Annotated in this window: 14 protein-coding genes; 2 read left to right on the forward strand and 12 right to left on the reverse strand. The window is 62.1% G+C overall.

Going from position 1 to position 15,395, the window contains the following annotated elements; genetic code table 11:
• Nucleotides 1-2: 2 nt before the first annotated feature.
• The 4 genes from IM294_RS04445 to IM294_RS04460 form a co-directional block, all read right to left on the reverse strand.
• On the reverse strand, nucleotides 3-1,025 hold the full coding sequence (locus IM294_RS04445; RefSeq protein WP_063155075.1) for a HoxN/HupN/NixA family nickel/cobalt transporter: 1,023 nt from the start codon (nucleotides 1,023-1,025) through the stop codon (nucleotides 3-5).
• Nucleotide 1,026: 1 nt separating this feature from the next.
• Nucleotides 1,027-3,243, reverse strand: coding sequence for a carbamoyltransferase HypF (gene hypF / locus IM294_RS04450; RefSeq protein ID WP_126817304.1), 2,217 nt, complete (start codon nucleotides 3,241-3,243; stop codon nucleotides 1,027-1,029).
• A gap of 6 nt (nucleotides 3,244-3,249) precedes the next feature.
• Nucleotides 3,250-3,795: an electron transport protein HydN gene (hydN, locus tag IM294_RS04455; protein ID WP_008499565.1), complete on the reverse strand. Its 546-nt coding sequence runs from the start codon at nucleotides 3,793-3,795 to the stop codon at nucleotides 3,250-3,252.
• Between the two features lie 133 nt (nucleotides 3,796-3,928).
• Nucleotides 3,929-4,942 carry a LacI family DNA-binding transcriptional regulator gene (locus tag IM294_RS04460; RefSeq protein ID WP_126817302.1) on the reverse strand — a complete coding sequence of 338 codons (1,014 nt, stop codon included), beginning with the start codon at nucleotides 4,940-4,942 and terminating at the stop codon, nucleotides 3,929-3,931.
• A gap of 213 nt (nucleotides 4,943-5,155) precedes the next feature.
• Between IM294_RS04460 and ascF the strand changes: the two genes are divergently transcribed.
• Together ascF and IM294_RS04470 are read left to right on the forward strand one after the other, a co-directional pair.
• Nucleotides 5,156-6,607, forward strand: coding sequence for a PTS cellobiose/arbutin/salicin transporter subunit IIBC (ascF, locus tag IM294_RS04465; RefSeq protein WP_045261256.1), 1,452 nt, complete (start codon nucleotides 5,156-5,158; stop codon nucleotides 6,605-6,607).
• Nucleotides 6,608-6,625: 18 nt separating this feature from the next.
• Nucleotides 6,626-8,047, forward strand: coding sequence for a 6-phospho-beta-glucosidase (locus tag IM294_RS04470; RefSeq protein ID WP_126817300.1), 1,422 nt, complete (start codon nucleotides 6,626-6,628; stop codon nucleotides 8,045-8,047).
• Between the two features lie 79 nt (nucleotides 8,048-8,126).
• Here the strand turns inward: IM294_RS04470 and hycI are convergent, their stop codons facing one another.
• From hycI to IM294_RS04510, 8 genes are read right to left on the reverse strand one after another with little or no spacing between them, the layout of a single operon-like run.
• The gene (hycI, locus tag IM294_RS04475; protein ID WP_126817298.1) at nucleotides 8,127-8,582 is read right to left on the reverse strand and encodes a hydrogenase maturation peptidase HycI; all 456 of its coding nucleotides are present in this window, start codon (nucleotides 8,580-8,582) and stop codon (nucleotides 8,127-8,129) included.
• The gene (locus IM294_RS04480; RefSeq protein WP_028014209.1) at nucleotides 8,575-8,985 is read right to left on the reverse strand and encodes a formate hydrogenlyase maturation HycH family protein; all 411 of its coding nucleotides are present in this window, start codon (nucleotides 8,983-8,985) and stop codon (nucleotides 8,575-8,577) included. Before IM294_RS04480 ends, hycI begins: the two co-directional genes overlap by 8 nt.
• Nucleotides 8,982-9,749, reverse strand: a complete 768-nt coding sequence (locus IM294_RS04485) for an NADH-quinone oxidoreductase subunit B family protein (RefSeq protein ID WP_126817296.1) — start codon at nucleotides 9,747-9,749, stop codon at nucleotides 8,982-8,984. The genes IM294_RS04480 and IM294_RS04485 overlap by 4 nt, the downstream gene beginning before the upstream one ends.
• Complete coding sequence (locus tag IM294_RS04490; RefSeq protein WP_041908477.1) at nucleotides 9,749-10,291, reverse strand: formate hydrogenlyase complex iron-sulfur subunit; 543 nt, start codon at nucleotides 10,289-10,291, stop codon at nucleotides 9,749-9,751. Before IM294_RS04490 ends, IM294_RS04485 begins: the two co-directional genes overlap by 1 nt.
• 9 nt (nucleotides 10,292-10,300) lie before the next feature.
• A complete protein-coding gene (hycE, locus tag IM294_RS04495) occupies nucleotides 10,301-12,010 on the reverse strand; it encodes a formate hydrogenlyase subunit HycE (RefSeq protein ID WP_041908476.1) in 1,710 nt (569 codons plus the stop codon).
• A 15-nt stretch (nucleotides 12,011-12,025) separates the two neighbouring features.
• Nucleotides 12,026-12,949 carry a respiratory chain complex I subunit 1 family protein gene (locus tag IM294_RS04500; RefSeq protein WP_126817294.1) on the reverse strand — a complete coding sequence of 308 codons (924 nt, stop codon included), beginning with the start codon at nucleotides 12,947-12,949 and terminating at the stop codon, nucleotides 12,026-12,028.
• Nucleotide 12,950: 1 nt separating this feature from the next.
• Nucleotides 12,951-14,765: a formate hydrogenlyase subunit 3 gene (hycC, locus tag IM294_RS04505; protein WP_126817292.1), complete on the reverse strand. Its 1,815-nt coding sequence runs from the start codon at nucleotides 14,763-14,765 to the stop codon at nucleotides 12,951-12,953.
• Entirely contained in the window at nucleotides 14,762-15,370 is a 609-nt protein-coding gene (locus IM294_RS04510; protein ID WP_028014215.1) for a 4Fe-4S dicluster domain-containing protein, read from the reverse strand. Before IM294_RS04510 ends, hycC begins: the two co-directional genes overlap by 4 nt.
• Nucleotides 15,371-15,395 lie beyond the last annotated feature (25 nt).

Consider the following 15,395-nt stretch of genomic DNA (forward strand, 5'->3'; position numbering starts at 1 on the left):
GTTCAGGAACGCACCACCAGCGCGTCGTAGCCGCGCCAGCGATAGTTGGCCATGGAGATGAGCCAGCAGGCAACGAACAGCCCGACAACCACAAACCCGGCGTTGCCCAGGTTGTCATTTACCGCGCCGATCAGATCCCAGATGCCGCCGCTGAGGGCAAATTTATCCATCAGCAGACCCAGCGCTTCCAGCCCGCCGATAAACAGCGCCACCACCACGGAGGTGCCGGTGATGGTCATGTTGTAGTAGAGCTTGCGCTGCGGTTTATCAAACGCCCAGCCGTAGGCACCGACCATCAGCAGGTTATCGAGCGTATCCACCAGCGCCATGCCGCTGGCGAAGAGCGCCGGGAAGATCATGATTGACCACACGGACATCCCGCTGGAGGCGCTGGCGGCGGAGATCCCCAGCACGCCAATTTCGGTGGCCGTGTCGAAGCCGAGGCCAAACAGGAAACCCACCAGATACATCTGCCAGCTTTTATTGACGAGGCGGAAGGTTTTACCGAACAGCCAGTTCATAACGCCCCCCTGGGTAGGCAGCGTGACGTCACCCTGCACCGTCTGGCCCTTTTTCAGCGCCTGGAAACTGCGCCAGACGCCGCGCAGGATCACCATATTCACCAGCGCCATCGCCAGCAGGAAGGTGGCGGATACCGCAGTGCCAATCAGGCTGCCGGTTTCGTGGAACCATTCCATGTTTTTCTGAAACGCCGTGGCGGTGGCGGCGATGGCAATGGAGGCCAGCACCACGATGGTGGAGTGCCCCAGCGAGAACCACGCCCCCACCCCGCACGGGCGTTTGCCCTGCTGCATCATCTTACGCGTCACGGTATCAATGGCCGCGATGTGGTCGGCATCCACCGCATGGCGCAGCCCGTAGCACCACGCCAGCAGGCTGGCGGCCATCAGCGCCGTGCTGCCGCTAAAAGAGTGCCATGCCCATCCCCAGGCCAGCAGGTTTGCCATTACCAGAGCCAGCAGCAGAAGCGCGGCGCGAGGTTCGTTGCGTAACAGTCGTAACATTTTAAATCCTTTTTGAACATGACCGGGCAGCGGCAACCACCGCCTGCCCGAAGGAGATCGCTCCGTCACCTGCGGGCAGGCGCGAAGGAAAAAGAAGCGTAAAGTCAGAAAGATAATGATGCAGGCGCGCGCGCAGCAGGCGGTTGTGCAACACGCCGCCGCTGAAGCAGATTGTCGAAATCGATAAGCGTCGGGCATGGCGCGCGGCGAGCTGAGCCAGCCCTTTTGCCAGCGCGTCGTGAAACGCCCACGCGCGCTCGCAGGGCTCCGCCTGCCAGTTCAGCCACTGCTGCCAGAACAGCGCAAGGTTATTCGCTTCCAGAATCACCGGATGGTCAACGCCCGCGCACTGCGATGCCAGCGCCTCCAGCCTGCACGCTGCCTCGCCTTCGTAGCGCTGCGCGTCGATGCCCAGCGCGCAGGCGACCGCGTCAAACAAACGACCGCAGGACGACGCCTGCGGCGCGTTGATGCCACGCTGGATCGCCGTTGCCAGCATCGGCCAGCTGTGGCACTGAACCGCTCGCGTTTCCGGGTAGCGTTGCCAGTCCGGGACAAACGCCAGGCAGTGGGCGAGCAGATTACGCCACGGCTGTTTTGCCGCCAGATCGCCGCCCGGCAGCGCCACGGCAGGCAGGCCGCCGAGCCGTTCGCAGTCGAGATAGTTCACCCGCAGGCACTCTCCGCCCCACAGCGCGCCGTTCTCGCCCATGCCGATCCCGTCCAGCGTCAGAGCGATAGCGTCTCCGCCGCCGAGCGGCCAGCCGTTCTCCGCCAGGCACGCCGCCGCGTGAGCGTGATGATGTAGCACGGTTTCGACGGGCAGCGCCTGCTCCTGCGCCCACTGGCGCGCGCGATACCCCGGATGGGCATCGCACACCAGCTTATCAGGCTGGAAAGCGTAGATGTCCTGCATCGTCGAGAGCGCGCTGCGCCACTGCGCCTCTACGCCCTCGTCGCTCAGATCGCCAAAGTGCTGGCTCAGCACCGCCTGGTTGCCGCGCACTAGGCAGAAGGTGTTTTTCATCTCTGCACCGGTACACAGCATGGCGGGGATATTCTCAAAACCCGCGGGCAACGTGACGGCATCGGGCACAAAACCCCGGGCACGACGCAGGATAGCGCCATCCCGATCCATCACCGAATCATCCATGCGCTGCAGGATGTCGCGGTTGTGCAGCAGGAAGCCGTCCGCGATGCCGCCGAGCTCCTCCAGCGCCTGCGCGTTGGTGACGGCAGGCGGCCTGCCGCAGAGGTTGCCGGAGGTCATCACCAGCGGGCGCCGGCAGTCCATCAGCAAAAGATGCTGGAGCGGGTTCGCGGGCAGCATCACGCCTACGCAGTCGAGCCCTGGGGCAATTTCCTCGGGAAACGCGGGAAGCGAAGCTTTCGGCGTCAGCACGATCGGTGCCGCGGGCGAGCGTAACAGCGTCTGTATCGTCTCCGGCAGATCGTCCGCATCCGGTAGCATCACCGCCAGCGGCTTCGTCGGGCGCTGCTTGCGTGCCCGCAGCGTCGCCACTGACTGCGGGTTAAGCGCGTCGCAGACCAGATGAAATCCCCCCAGCCCTTTAACCGCCACGATCCCGCCGTTTTTCAGCCTCTTCACCGCCTCGTTTAAGGCCGATTCGCGAGTGGCAATAGTGTCTCCGGCTCGCCATTCCAGCTGCGGCCCGCAGTCCGGGCAGGCCACCGGCTGGGCGTGGAAGCGGCGGTCGGCCGGGTTGCGGTACTCAGTTTCGCACGGCGCGCAGAGCGGGAATGCGGCCATCGATGTGGCCGGACGGTCGTACGGCATGGCGCGGATAATGGTAAACCGCGGCCCGCAGTGGGTGCAGTTGATAAACGGGTAACGATAGCGGCGCTCGCGGGGATCGCGCATTTCAGCCAGACACGCCGGGCAGGTGGCGGCATCCGGCACGATTTGCGTATCCATCGCCCCGCGATCGCTGTGGCGGATGGTAAAGTCCTCAGGCATGTCCGCCCAGGTGAACGGCTGCGTTTCAACGCGATCGATGCGCGCCAGCGGTGGGCAGTCCTGATGCAGCCTCGCGGTAAAGTCCCCCCCATTACCCGCGAGACGCACCAGGACACCCTCTCCGTCGTTGCAGACATCGCCCACAAGCTTCAGCCGGTGCGCCAGCTGCCAGACGAAGGGCCGAAACCCCACGCCCTGCACTTTGCCGCGCACCCGAAGCAGTACGCCGTTAACGCTCATCGCAGCTTAAAACAGCAGCGATGACGAGGTGTCGAACGCCGCGCGACGGCGTTTTTCTGCGCTCATCTGCTCAAGCTTGTCACGATCCACGCAGACCAGCGCGTGCGTCGGGCAGGCCTCCATACAGGCCGGGCCGGCTTCGCGGTGATAGCAAAGATCGCATTTATTGGCTTCGGCTTTCTCCGCCCGCACGCTCAGCCCCATGCCGCTGTTGCGCACCACCGGGCGGACAACCACCTCCATCGCGCCATACGGACACGCCACCACGCAGGTTTTGCAGCCAATGCAGCGCTCCTGCATCACGTGCACAAAGCCCTTCTCGCGCTTAATCGCCCCGTTCGGGCAGACGTTCGCGCACGGCGCATCTTCGCACTGGCGACAGATGGCGGCGGTGGAAATATTCACACCTTTAATGACGTGAATGCGCGGCAGGAAAGTATCGGGAGTGAGAGAGGCGCAATCCTGCTCCGCCTGGTGGGAAACCACGCACGCCACTTCACAGGTACGGCAACCAATGCACTTGCTGGCATCGGCCATAATAAAACGGTTCATCTGCTTCTCCGGCATAACTGTTATGCGCGAAGCTATTCATAAACCGTGCCAATATTTAACACACTGATTTTTAATAATAATAAAACCGCAGCGTTTCTGTCATCGTCATTAGTGACGATGACAGATGTCGACGTCAGCGGTGCGGGCCATCGGTAACGGAGTCGCGCAGGACAAGCTCGCCAGAAAAGGTTTGCTGGTATTTAAACTCACCGCCGTCGAGCATGAAAATCAGGCGGCTGACGGTCTCCTGGATCATCGCCGTCACCGGAATGCGCACGCTGGAGAGCGACGGCACGATGTAGGGCGCAATCGCCACGTCGTCAAAGCCGATGACGGACACCGCGTCCGGCATGGCGACGCCGCTGTCGTGCAGCTGCTTGATGGCGCCGATCGCCATATCGTCGTTGCTCGCCACCAGCGCGGTAAACGGTTCGCCGCGGGAGAGGAGTTGAGTGACCGCCGCCGCGCCGCTGGCCGGGTTCCACTTCCCTTCGGCGATAAGCGCGTCACGCGCTGCAATACCGTGCTGCGCCAGCGCATCCCTGTAACCGGAAAGACGCTCAACCCCGGTGGGGGAATCCAGCGAACCGGTGATAAAGGCAATCTCCCGGTGCCCTTTCGCAATCAGCTGCGACACCGCGTCCTGACACGAGGCTTTATGATCGGACCAGACGCTGTGGCTGCTGTTTTTCCGCAGGCGGCGGTTAAGCACCATAATCGGCTGCTCGCATTTCTCGACGAGCTCGTCCAGCTCTTCCACGCTCAGAAAACGCGGGTAGATAATTACCGCATCGCAGCGCATATCCAGTAGATACTGGATCGCCTCGCGCTCTTCTTCGGCGCTGTGCTTGCCGTCGGCGAGGATCAGCTGCCGCCCTTTTTCTTCCGTCATCCGCGCGGCGTTAAACAGCAGCTCGCTAAAGTAGACGCCGTGATACAGGGTGTTGGTCACTACCAGCCCAAGCGTCTGGGTGCGTTTGGTCGCCAGATTTCGCGCCAGCAAGTTCGGGCGATAGCCGCTCTCTTCAATGGCCTGAAAAACCCGGTCTTTGGTCTCCTGGCTAACGTAGCCGTTGCCCGACAACACCCGGGAGACCGTCGCTTTCGATACGCCTGCCCGCTTCGCCACTTCCAGCATCGTGGTCATATTGTTCTTCCATCCGAAACTCATGCGGGCAGTGTACTGCACCGCGAAAAAATTGTCGCAGCGACGACGTCACGCTTTCTACACCCCACTGCGATCTTCATCACGAAAAGAAAAAATGTCCAAAAAACGGTCTTGTTTCAACAAAAGAAACTCATGATGATTATGTGGAACCGGTTTCCTACATTTCACACAACGATAACAGGAACAGATCCGATGGCCAAAAACTACGCTGCGCTGGCAAACGACGTTATCAGCGCGCTGGGCGGCAAAGAGAACATCGTCGCCGTCACCCACTGCATGACGCGCCTGCGTTTCGTTCTGAAAGACGAAAATCTTACCGACGTTGCGCGCCTGAAAAGCATCAGCGGCGTGCTTGGCGTGGTGCGTAACGACAACCAGTGCCAGGTGATTATTGGCAACACGGTTTCACAGGCGTACCGCGAAGTAGTGAGCCTGCTGCCCGTTGACCTGCAGCCCGTGGTACCGGAAGGCCCGCAGAAGCTGACGTTACGCCGCATTGGTGCCGGGATCCTCGACGCGCTGATCGGCACCATGTCGCCGCTGATCCCGGCGATCATCGGCGGTTCGATGGTCAAGCTGCTGGCGATGATCCTCGAAATGACCGGCGTGCTGGAAAAAGGCGCGCCGACGCTCACCATTTTGACGGTCATTGGCGACGGGGCGTTCTTCTTCCTGCCGCTGATGGTGGCGGCCTCGGCGGCGGTGAAGTTTAAAACCAACATGTCGCTGGCGATTGCCATCGCGGGCGTGCTGGTGCACCCGAGCTTTATCGAACTGATGGCGAAAGCCGCGCAGGGCGAGCACGTTGAGTTCGCCTTTATTCCGGTGACGGCGGTGAAATACACCTATACCGTCATCCCGGCGCTGGTCATGACCTGGTGCCTGTCGTATATCGAACGCTGGGTGGATCGCATCACCCCGGCGGTGACCAAAAACTTCCTCAAGCCGATGCTGATCGTGCTGATTGCCGCCCCGCTCGCCATCGTGCTGATTGGCCCGCTGGGGATCTGGATCGGTAGCGCCATCTCCGCGCTGGTTTACACCATTCACGGCTACCTGGGCTGGCTCTCCGTCGCCATCATGGGCGCACTGTGGCCGCTGCTGGTGATGACCGGGATGCACCGCGTGTTTACGCCGACCATCATTCAGACCATTGCCGAAACGGGCAAAGAAGGAATGGTGATGCCGTCAGAAATCGGCGCCAACCTGTCGCTCGGCGGCTCGTCGCTGGCGGTAGCATGGAAAACGAAAAACCCGGAACTGCGCCAGACGGCGCTGGCCGCGGCGGCCTCCGCCATCATGGCGGGGATCTCTGAACCGGCCCTGTACGGCGTAGCGGTACGCCTGAAGCGTCCGCTGATTGCGAGCCTGATCAGCGGTTTTATCTGCGGCGCGGTGGCGGGTATGGCAGGCCTTGCCAGCCACTCGATGGCGGCGCCGGGGCTGTTTACCAGCGTGCAGTTCTTCGACCCGGCCAACCCGATGACCATCGTCTGGGTGTTTGGCGTAATGGGGCTGGCCGTGGTGCTGTCATTTGTTCTGACCCTGCTGTTAGGGTTTGAGGATATCCCGGTCGAAGACGAGGCTGAAAAAGCGCGCGCCCTGCAGACCGCACCGGTACAGAACAACGCAGCAAAAGCATAAATTGAAAGCGAGGTAAGAATGTCTGTTTTTCCACAAGGATTTTTATGGGGCGGCGCGCTTGCCGCCAACCAGAGTGAAGGTGCTTACCGTGAAGGCGGCAAAGGACTGACGACGGTCGATATGATCCCCCACGGCGCGAACCGCCTGGCGGTGAAGCTGGGGGAAAAGCGTTTTTCGCTGCGTGACGATGAGTTTTACCCGAGCCATGAAGCGATTGATTTTTACCATCGCTATAAAGAGGACATCGCCCTGATGGCGGAGATGGGCTTTACGGTGTTCCGCACCTCGATCGCCTGGAGCCGCCTCTATCCGAACGGCGACGAGCCGTTGCCGAACAAAGAGGGCATCGCCTTCTACCGCGCGGTGTTCGAGGAGTGCAAAAAATACAACATTGAGCCGCTGGTGACCCTGTGCCACTTCGACGTGCCGATGCACCTGGTGACGGAGTACGGCTCCTGGCGCAACCGTAAGATGGTCGATTTCTTCGCCCGCTACGCCCGCACCTGCTTCGAGGAATTTAACGGGCTGGTGAAATACTGGCTGACCTTCAACGAAATCAACATCATGCTGCACAGCCCGTTTTCCGGCGCGGGGCTGGTGTTTGAGGAAGGTGAAAACGAGGATCAGGTGAAATACCAGGCCGCGCACCACGAGCTGGTGGCGAGCGCGCTGGCGACCAAAATCGCCCACGAGGTGAACCCGGAAAACCAGGTCGGCTGCATGCTGGCGGGCGGAAATTTCTACCCGTACTCCTGCAAGCCGGAAGACGTGTGGATGGCGCTGGAGAAAGACCGCGAGAACCTGTTCTTTATCGACGTGCAGGCGCGCGGCAGCTATCCGGCCTACTCCGCCCGCGTGTTCCGCGAGAAAGGCGTCGTGATTGTGAAAGACCCAGGCGATGACGAACTGCTGAAAAATACCGTCGACTTTGTCTCGTTCAGCTATTACGCCTCGCGCTGCGCGTCGGCGGACATGAACGCGGGCAACACCAGCGCGGCAAACATCGTGAAGTCCCTGCGTAACCCGCATATTCAGGTAAGCGAGTGGGGCTGGGGCATCGATCCGCTCGGCCTGCGTATCACCATGAACATGATGTACGACCGCTACCAGAAGCCGCTGTTCCTGGTGGAAAACGGCCTCGGCGCGAAGGACGTCATAGATGAAAATGGCGAGATCAACGACGACTACCGCATCAGCTACCTGCGCGAGCATATCCGCGCGATGGGCGATGCGATTGAGGACGGCGTGCCGCTGATGGGCTACACCACCTGGGGCTGCATCGACCTGGTGTCGGCTTCAACGGGCGAGATGAGCAAGCGCTACGGGTTTGTGTACGTTGACCGCGACGACGCCGGGAACGGCACGCTGGATCGCAAGCGCAAGAAGTCGTTCTGGTGGTATAAGAAGGTGATTGCGAGTAACGGGGCGGATCTGGCGTAGCCTGTTGCCCGGTGGCGCTACGCTTACCGACCCTACGGTTTTGTAGGCCCGGTAAGGCGTAGCCGCCACCCGGCACTGCTCAGAGCGGAGAAAACCCTCCATCCCCAACCCACTCCGCCAGCCGCGAATACACCTCTTCCACCGCCGCCTTCACCGGCGGCGTCATCGGGTAATAAAAGCCGACAATGTCCGGCTGGATCCCCAAAAACAGCACCTCGCCCACGTCGTCTTTAATCTGATCGACCAGGTAGTTCAGCGGCATATTGTGGGTGGTCATCATAAACATCTCGGCGATGTCGTCCGGATCAATCAGGCGGATTTCGCCCGGGTTCAGCCCCATATCGGTGGCATCGACGATTAGCAGCCTTTCCGGGTGCAGCTCGCGAATGGCGACCACATCGTTTTCCGGCGCGCTGCCGCCGTCAATCACCACCCAGTCGCCCTGCGGTTTTGCGGCGCACATCTCCGCCAGCAGCGGGCCCGCGCCGTCGTCGCCCATCATGCTGTTGCCGACACACAGTAAAACGTCAGTCACGTAATCTCCTCACCATCAGGTAGATGGCGCTCTCCTGATGAATATCATGCAGCATGCCGAGCAGCGTTTTGCTCCACGCCTGCTGCGCCGGGGTTTGCCTGCCGAGCGCCGCGTCAAAGGCGTTAGCGAGCATCGTGATATGGTTGGCGTCGATGACGATCTCGCCATACTTCGGCACGCCCTCCATCTTGCGCCGCGCGGTGCTGCCCTCCTCCAGCGTGGCGATCCACGCCAGGTATTCCGTCCACGGGCAGGTTAGCGCCGCCTCCAGACAGTCGATCACCCCGAGGTGGTGCCCAATCGCCAGGCTGTAATAGACCACCTGCTGCGCCGCATCCGGCGTGGCATCGTTCTCATCAATAAACTTACGGCTCAGCTGGCTGAACACCACCGTTTCACTCATCGGATACGCGCCTCATCCACAATGCTGTTCAGGTTTGCCACGATCTCATTGAGACGCGGATCGTTTTCCGCCTCCAGCCAGCGCGCCACCTGATGCTCGCCCTGGCTCAGCAGGCGCAGGTAATCGTCGGCAATCTGACGCCCGTAGCGATAGCCCGCCAGCCTGCGCGCCGTGCGGTCCACCTTCACGCGCAGCGGCTGCACCATGTCCGGATGCAGAATGGCTGCGGGCTGGTTGTCGATCTCGCCAGGTGCGCGGGCGTGGATCTTCTGCTCCAGCAGGCCGAGCGCCATCGCAAAGCCGTACAGCGTGGCGGCGGGCGTCGGCGGGCAGCCCGGAATATAGACATCCACCGGCACGATTTTGTCGGTGCCGCCCCAGACGCAGTAAAGATCGTGGAAGATGCCGCCGCTGTTGCCGCAGGCGCCGTAGGAGATGCAGATTTTCGGATCCGGCGCGGACTGCCAGGCGCGCAGCGCGGGCGATCGCATGGCGCGGGTCACCGCCCCGGTAAACAGCAGAATGTCCGCATGACGCGGGGACGGTACCACTTTGATGCCGAAGCGCTCGGCGTCAAATAGCGGCGACAGGGTGGCGAAGATCTCGATCTCACAGCCGTTGCAGCCGCCGCAGTCCACGCGGTAGACGTAGGCCGAGCGTTTGATTTTTTTCAGTAGCGACGCTTTCATGCTGGCGATGGACTCCTCCACCGTCAGCGGCACCGGAATGCCGTTATCGTCGCGCGGGCCGAGTAAGTTTTCCATCAGCTGGCCTCTCTCATATGGCGGGTAATATCAATGCGGTCGGACGGCAGCAGGCATTTCTGGCGCTTACACTCCGGGCAGGTTTCGAAGCTTTCGCGGTGATGCTCCGCGCGGGCGTCGCCGTTGTGCTGCAGCAGCGCGATGGCGTAGTCGATCTCTTTTTGCACGGCGAACGGACGCTTGCAGACGCGGCAATTGCACAGCGCGAAGCGCGACTGCTGGAGAAAATCCTCTTTTTTCCACACCGCCAGTTCGTACTCCTGGGAAAGTCGAATGGCGACCGTCGGGCAGACCTCCTCGCAGCGGCCGCAGAAGATGCAGCGCCCGAGGTTAAACTGCCAGGCCAGCTCGCCGGTTTTGAGGTCCGTTTCCACCGTTAAGGCGTTCGACGGGCAGGCGTTGACGCAGGCCGCGCAGCCGATGCACTGCTGCGGGTTGTGCTCCGGCTTGCCGCGAAAGTTTTTATCCACCGGGATCGGCTCCAGCGGATAGCTGCTGGTCTGCGCGCCGGTTTTGATCACTTTTTTGATAAAGGTAAACATGGCGTGTCCTTATTTCAGCGGCGAGTTCTTGCGCTCAATGCTGTAGCGCTCAAGCTCTTTGTACGGCACTACCTGGCTTTTCTTCTTGCGCACGTCCACCACCGTCATGCGGTCGGTGCAGGAGTAGCACGGATCGAGGCTGCCGATGATCAGCGGCGCGTCAGAGACCGTGTTACCGCGCAGCATATAGCGCAGGGTAGGCCAGTTGGCGTAGGTCGCCGCGCGACAGCGCCAGCGGTAGAGCTTCTGATTGTCGCCGGTCATGCTCCAGTGGATATCATCCCCTCGCGGCGCTTCGGCAAAGCCGAGGGCAAAGCGGTTTGGAATGTAGGTGAAGCCCTCCACCATCAGCGGACCGCCCGGCAGGTTATCGAGGCCGAAGTCAATCATGTTCAGGGCGGTGTAGACCTCGTTGATACGCACCTTGAGGCGAGAAATAACATCGCAGCCCTGTTCGCTGTGCACGGTCATCGGCAGCAGGCCGTAGCCGACGAACGGGTGATCGGCGCGGGTGTCGCGGGCGTGGCCGCTGGCGCGCACCATCGGGCCGACATTGCTGAAGTCGCGGGCAATTTCCGGATCGAGGCGACCAATCCCGACGGTGCGCTGCTCGATGTTTGGCGTGCTGAGCAGCATGTCCACCAGCTCCTGCACGTCCCGGCGCATCTGCTGCGCCAGCTGGCGGGTCTTGATCATGTCGTCTTTCAGCAGGTCGCGGCGGATCCCGCCGATCAGGTTCAGGCCGTAGGTTTTACGCGCCCCGGTGAGAATTTCCGCCATCTTCATCGACGCTTCGCGCACGCGGAAGAACTGCATAAACCCGGAGTCAAAGCCGACGAAGTGGCAGGCCAGGCCGAGGTTCAGCAGGTGTGAGTGCAGGCGCTCCACCTCCAGCAGAATGGCGCGGATCATCTGCGCGCGCTCCGGCACCACGATCCCCATGCCGTTTTCCACCGAGGTGGTGTAGGCGGTGCTGTGGGCGAAGCCGCAGATGCCGCACACGCGGTCTGAGAGGAACGTGACCTCGTTGTAGCCCATGCGGGTTTCCGCCAGCTTCTCCATGCCGCGGTGGACGTAGAACAGGCGGTAGTCGGCGTCGATGATATTTTCGCCGTCGACGAACAGGCGGAAGTGGCCCGGTTCGTCGGAGGTGACGTGCAGCGGGCCGATCGGCACCACGTTGTTCTTCTTGCTGCCCAGCTCGTTGATGAACTCGTAGGTTTCGCTGTCGGTGGTCGGGGCCGGACGCTGGCGGTAATCCATGCTGTCCTTGCGCAGCGGATAGAGTTCATCCGGCCAGTCGTCCGGCAGCACCAGACGACGCTCGTCCGGCAGGCCGACCGGCACCAGGCCGTACATGTCGCGCACCTCGCGCTCACCCCAGACGGCGGCAGGAACGCGCGGCGTCACGGACGGGTATTCCGGCTTATTCGGGTCGACTTCGACGCGCACGGTGAGCCAGCACTTCTCACCCTGCTCCATCGACATCACGTAGTACACCGCGTAGTTACCGCACAGCTGGCGCTCGTCGTTACCGAACAGCACCGACAGCCAGCCGCCCTGCTGGTAATAGAGAAACTCCACCACTTCCGGCAGGTAGTTCACCTTCACGGTAATGGTGATCTGATCTTTGGTTTGCCAGGACTCCTCCAGCACCACGCCGGGGAAAGCCTGATGCAACGCGGCGAGATACTGCTGACCTTTCTTTTCTTCAGACATAAACACTCTCTTTAATCACGCCACCAGCAAGGAGACGAACGCTAAAAATGCAAAACCAAAACCGGCCCAGGTGATGCGCGAGGTTGCCGCAAAACGCAGGCGTGCCATGCTGTTTTCAAACAGGGCGATGACCAGCACGCCGACCAGCAGCTTGAGGGCTGCCACCACCACGGACAGCAGCAGGCCGCCCACAGAGAAGTGCGTCATCTGCCCCCACGGGAAGAAAACGCCAACAAACATCTGCAACACCACCAATTGCTTAAGGCTGATGCCCCACTTCAGCACCGCGAAGCCGTAGCCGCTGTACTCGGTAAGCGGCCCTTCCTGCAGCTCCTGCTCCGCTTCCGCGAGATCGAACGGCAGCTTGCCCATCTCAATAAACGTGGCGAACGCGCAGGCGCAGAGTGCCAGCACGAGCGGGATGGAGCGGGCCACCGGCCAGTGGTAAACGGTGTCGGTGATAAAACTGATGTGGGTCGAACCTGCAACCTGCGCGGCTACCCACAGCCCCAGCAGCAGGATCGGCTCCACCAGCACGCCGAGCATCGCCTCGCGGCTGGCGCCGATGCCGGTAAACGGGCTGCCGGTGTCCAGGCCCGCAATCGCAAAGAAGAAGCGCGCGATGGCGAAGAGGTAGATGAGCGTAATCAGATCGCCGAGCACCGGCAGCGGCGAGCCTACCGTGACCACCGGCAGCGCGGTGGCGATGGTGAGCATCACGCCGACCATCACGAACGGCGTCAGGCGGAACACCCAGCCCGCGGCATCCGGCGCGACGCTCTGGCGGGAGAGCAGCTTGATGAGATCGCGGTACTCCTGGAGCACGCCAGGCCCGCGACGGTTGTGAATTCGGGCGCGCGCCACGCGCGTGATGCCCGACAGCAGCGGCGCGGCGGCGAACAGCACCAGCGCCTGAAGAATTGCCAGTAACAGACTCATGTCAGGCTCCTCGTGAAATCACAATCACCACCAGCACCGCCAGCTCGATCAGCGCCAGTCGGCGGAACAGCACGGGCACGGCAGCACTCTGCCAGCCCGGTACCCAGCCCTGCGGGTTAAGCCACTGGCGCAGCTTTAACACGGCGGCGAAGTTCTCCTTCACCGGCATGGCAAAACCGTGGGCGGTAATGACCATCGACGGCTCGTGTTGGTAGCCGCAGGCCCACGCCGCGCCGCGCGAGCGGGAGGCGAGACGGTCGCGTCTGAAGAACAGCATCAGCACGAACGGCAGGAGCGGCCCGGCGATCAGCAGCAGCGCCATCATCGGCTGGGAGACAACGGTATGCGCCGTCGCCAGCGGCAGCGGAACGGCGTGGCCCAGCAGCGGCAGCAGCCACGGCGCGGCAACCCCGCCCGCAATGCAGCACAGCGCCAGCGCGACCACGCTGGTGGCCATCAATACCGGGGCGCAGCAGGCGTTCTCCGCTTCACGGGTGCGCGGCGCGCCGAGGAAGGTGACGCCGTAGACTTTCGCCATGCACATCACCGCCAGCGCCCCGGTAATCGCCAGGCCCACCGCCAGCAGCGGGCCGAGCAGCCGCGCGATAAACGCGTCGCTCTGGCCGAGCGCGAAGAAGGACTGATAGATCACCCACTCCCCGGCAAAGCCGTTCAGCGGCGGCAGCGCGGCCATCGCCATCAGCCCCACCAGCATGGCGAGTGAAATCATCGGCATCTTTTTGCCAATCCCACCGAGCTTTTCGATATCGCGATGGCCGGTGCGGAACCAGACGCTGCCCGCGCCGAGGAACAGAGTGGTTTTAAACAGGCTATGGTTGACGAGGTGATACAGACCGCCGACAAACCCGGCGGCAATCAGCGCCGGTTGGTTGAGCGCCAGCCCGATGACGCCCGCGCCCATGCCGAGCAGGATAATCCCGATGTTTTCCAGGGTGTGATAGGCCAGCAGACGCTGGATGTTGTGCTCCATCAGGGCGTACAGCCCGCCGACAAAGGCGGTGATCATTCCCGCAATCAGCAGCGCTACCCCCCACCACAGCGGCGGCTGACCGCCCGTCAGGGTAATCGTCAGGATACCGAACAGACCGACCTTCATTACCACCGTCGAAAACAGCGCGGCGGCGGGCGCAGAGGCATTCGCGTGCGCCTGCGGGACCCAACCGTGCAGCGGGATAATCCCGGCCAGCAGGCCAAAACCGACTGCGCCCAGCAGCCAGACGTCGTTGCCCAGCGGCTGGCCGTTAAGCGCGGCAAAGTCCAGGGTGCCGAAACGCTGCCACACCAGCCAGCAGGCCAGCGCCAGCAGCAGCGTGCCGAGGCGTCCGAGCGCAAACCATAGCTTGCCGGAGGCGCTGCAGCCGGTCAGGAATACGCCACACAGCGCCATGATCTCCGCCATCACCACCAGCGCGCCAAGGTTGCTGGCGATAACCGTGCAGACCGCGGCGGCCATCAGCAGATTGACCAGCAGGCCGTTGGCTTTGGTCTGCTGATGGCGGTGCCAGTCAATATTAAACAGGCTGATAAACAGCCCGCACAGGCCAAAGGTCACCAGCCAGATGGCGTTCAGCGGCGTAATCGCCACGGTGTGGCGAATCAGCGGCATGAGTGTTTCCACGGATTGTCCGCAGAGCAGGACGACACCGCCCGCCGCCAGCGTCATCAGGCTGCCGACCACCCCGCCGATCCCGGCTATCCAGCCGCTCAGGGTTTTATGGAAAGAGAATACCAGCGCCAGCACGGCGGCGGCGGCAAAGTACGCCACGGCGCTGTTAATCATAAATATCGCGTTCATTTCGCCCCCTCGTTAAGCGCCTGCAGAAGCGAAAGATCGCCGACGTCGGTATTAATGGTCAGCTCGCGCTTGCGCCTGCTGGTGCGGGCGATATCGCGGATGTTAACCAGGATCAGCGCTTTGGTCGGGCAGGTCCGCACGCAGGCCGGGCCCTGTTCGTCAAAGCTGCACAGGTCGCACTTCACCGCAATAGCGCGGATGCCGGGCACCCAGTCCAGCAGCGTGCTCACGCGTGCCGGAGCCGGTGGCGCAGGCGGCGCTTTCGGGGTATTGGCGTTCGCCGGGATATGCAGCGGGCGGCTGCCGGAGAATTCAATGGCACCGAACGGGCAGGCGATGCCGCACAGCTTGCAGCTCACGCACAGGCTTTCGTTCAGCTGGACCGCGCCATCGACGCGGGTGATGGCATTGACGGGACACACGCCCGCACAAGGGGCATCTTCACAGTGGTGGCAGAGCTGCGGGGCAGACTCTTTCTCATTACGCATGACGCGCAGGCGCGGCATGGACTGCAGCCCGTGCAGGCGGTGCGTTTCCGAACACGCCGCCTCACAGGTCCGACAGCCAATACAGACCGTCGAGTCAGCAATTACAAAACGGTTCACCGGGCAATCCTCTGGTGATAGTCAT

The sequence above is a fragment of the Enterobacter cloacae complex sp. P43RS genome, from assembly GCF_014930585.1.
Classification (GTDB): domain Bacteria; phylum Pseudomonadota; class Gammaproteobacteria; order Enterobacterales; family Enterobacteriaceae; genus Enterobacter; species Enterobacter bugandensis.

Excerpts from the sequence above, each read along its gene's own strand:
- IM294_RS04445 (WP_063155075.1), bottom strand. The coding sequence starts at position 1,025 with ATGTTACGACTGTTACGCAACGAACCTCGCGCCGCGCTTCTGCTGCTG.
- hypF (WP_126817304.1), bottom strand. The coding sequence starts at position 3,243 with ATGAGCGTTAACGGCGTACTGCTTCGGGTGCGCGGCAAAGTGCAGGGC.
- hydN (WP_008499565.1), bottom strand. The coding sequence starts at position 3,795 with ATGAACCGTTTTATTATGGCCGATGCCAGCAAGTGCATTGGTTGCCGT.
- IM294_RS04460 (WP_126817302.1), bottom strand. The coding sequence starts at position 4,942 with ATGACCACGATGCTGGAAGTGGCGAAGCGGGCAGGCGTATCGAAAGCG.
- ascF (WP_045261256.1), top strand. The coding sequence starts at position 5,156 with ATGGCCAAAAACTACGCTGCGCTGGCAAACGACGTTATCAGCGCGCTG.
- IM294_RS04470 (WP_126817300.1), top strand. The coding sequence starts at position 6,626 with ATGTCTGTTTTTCCACAAGGATTTTTATGGGGCGGCGCGCTTGCCGCC.
- IM294_RS04480 (WP_028014209.1), bottom strand. The coding sequence starts at position 8,985 with ATGAGTGAAACGGTGGTGTTCAGCCAGCTGAGCCGTAAGTTTATTGAT.
- IM294_RS04485 (WP_126817296.1), bottom strand. The coding sequence starts at position 9,749 with ATGGAAAACTTACTCGGCCCGCGCGACGATAACGGCATTCCGGTGCCG.
- IM294_RS04490 (WP_041908477.1), bottom strand. The coding sequence starts at position 10,291 with ATGTTTACCTTTATCAAAAAAGTGATCAAAACCGGCGCGCAGACCAGC.
- hycE (WP_041908476.1), bottom strand. The coding sequence starts at position 12,010 with ATGTCTGAAGAAAAGAAAGGTCAGCAGTATCTCGCCGCGTTGCATCAG.
- IM294_RS04500 (WP_126817294.1), bottom strand. The coding sequence starts at position 12,949 with ATGAGTCTGTTACTGGCAATTCTTCAGGCGCTGGTGCTGTTCGCCGCC.
- hycC (WP_126817292.1), bottom strand. The coding sequence starts at position 14,765 with ATGAACGCGATATTTATGATTAACAGCGCCGTGGCGTACTTTGCCGCC.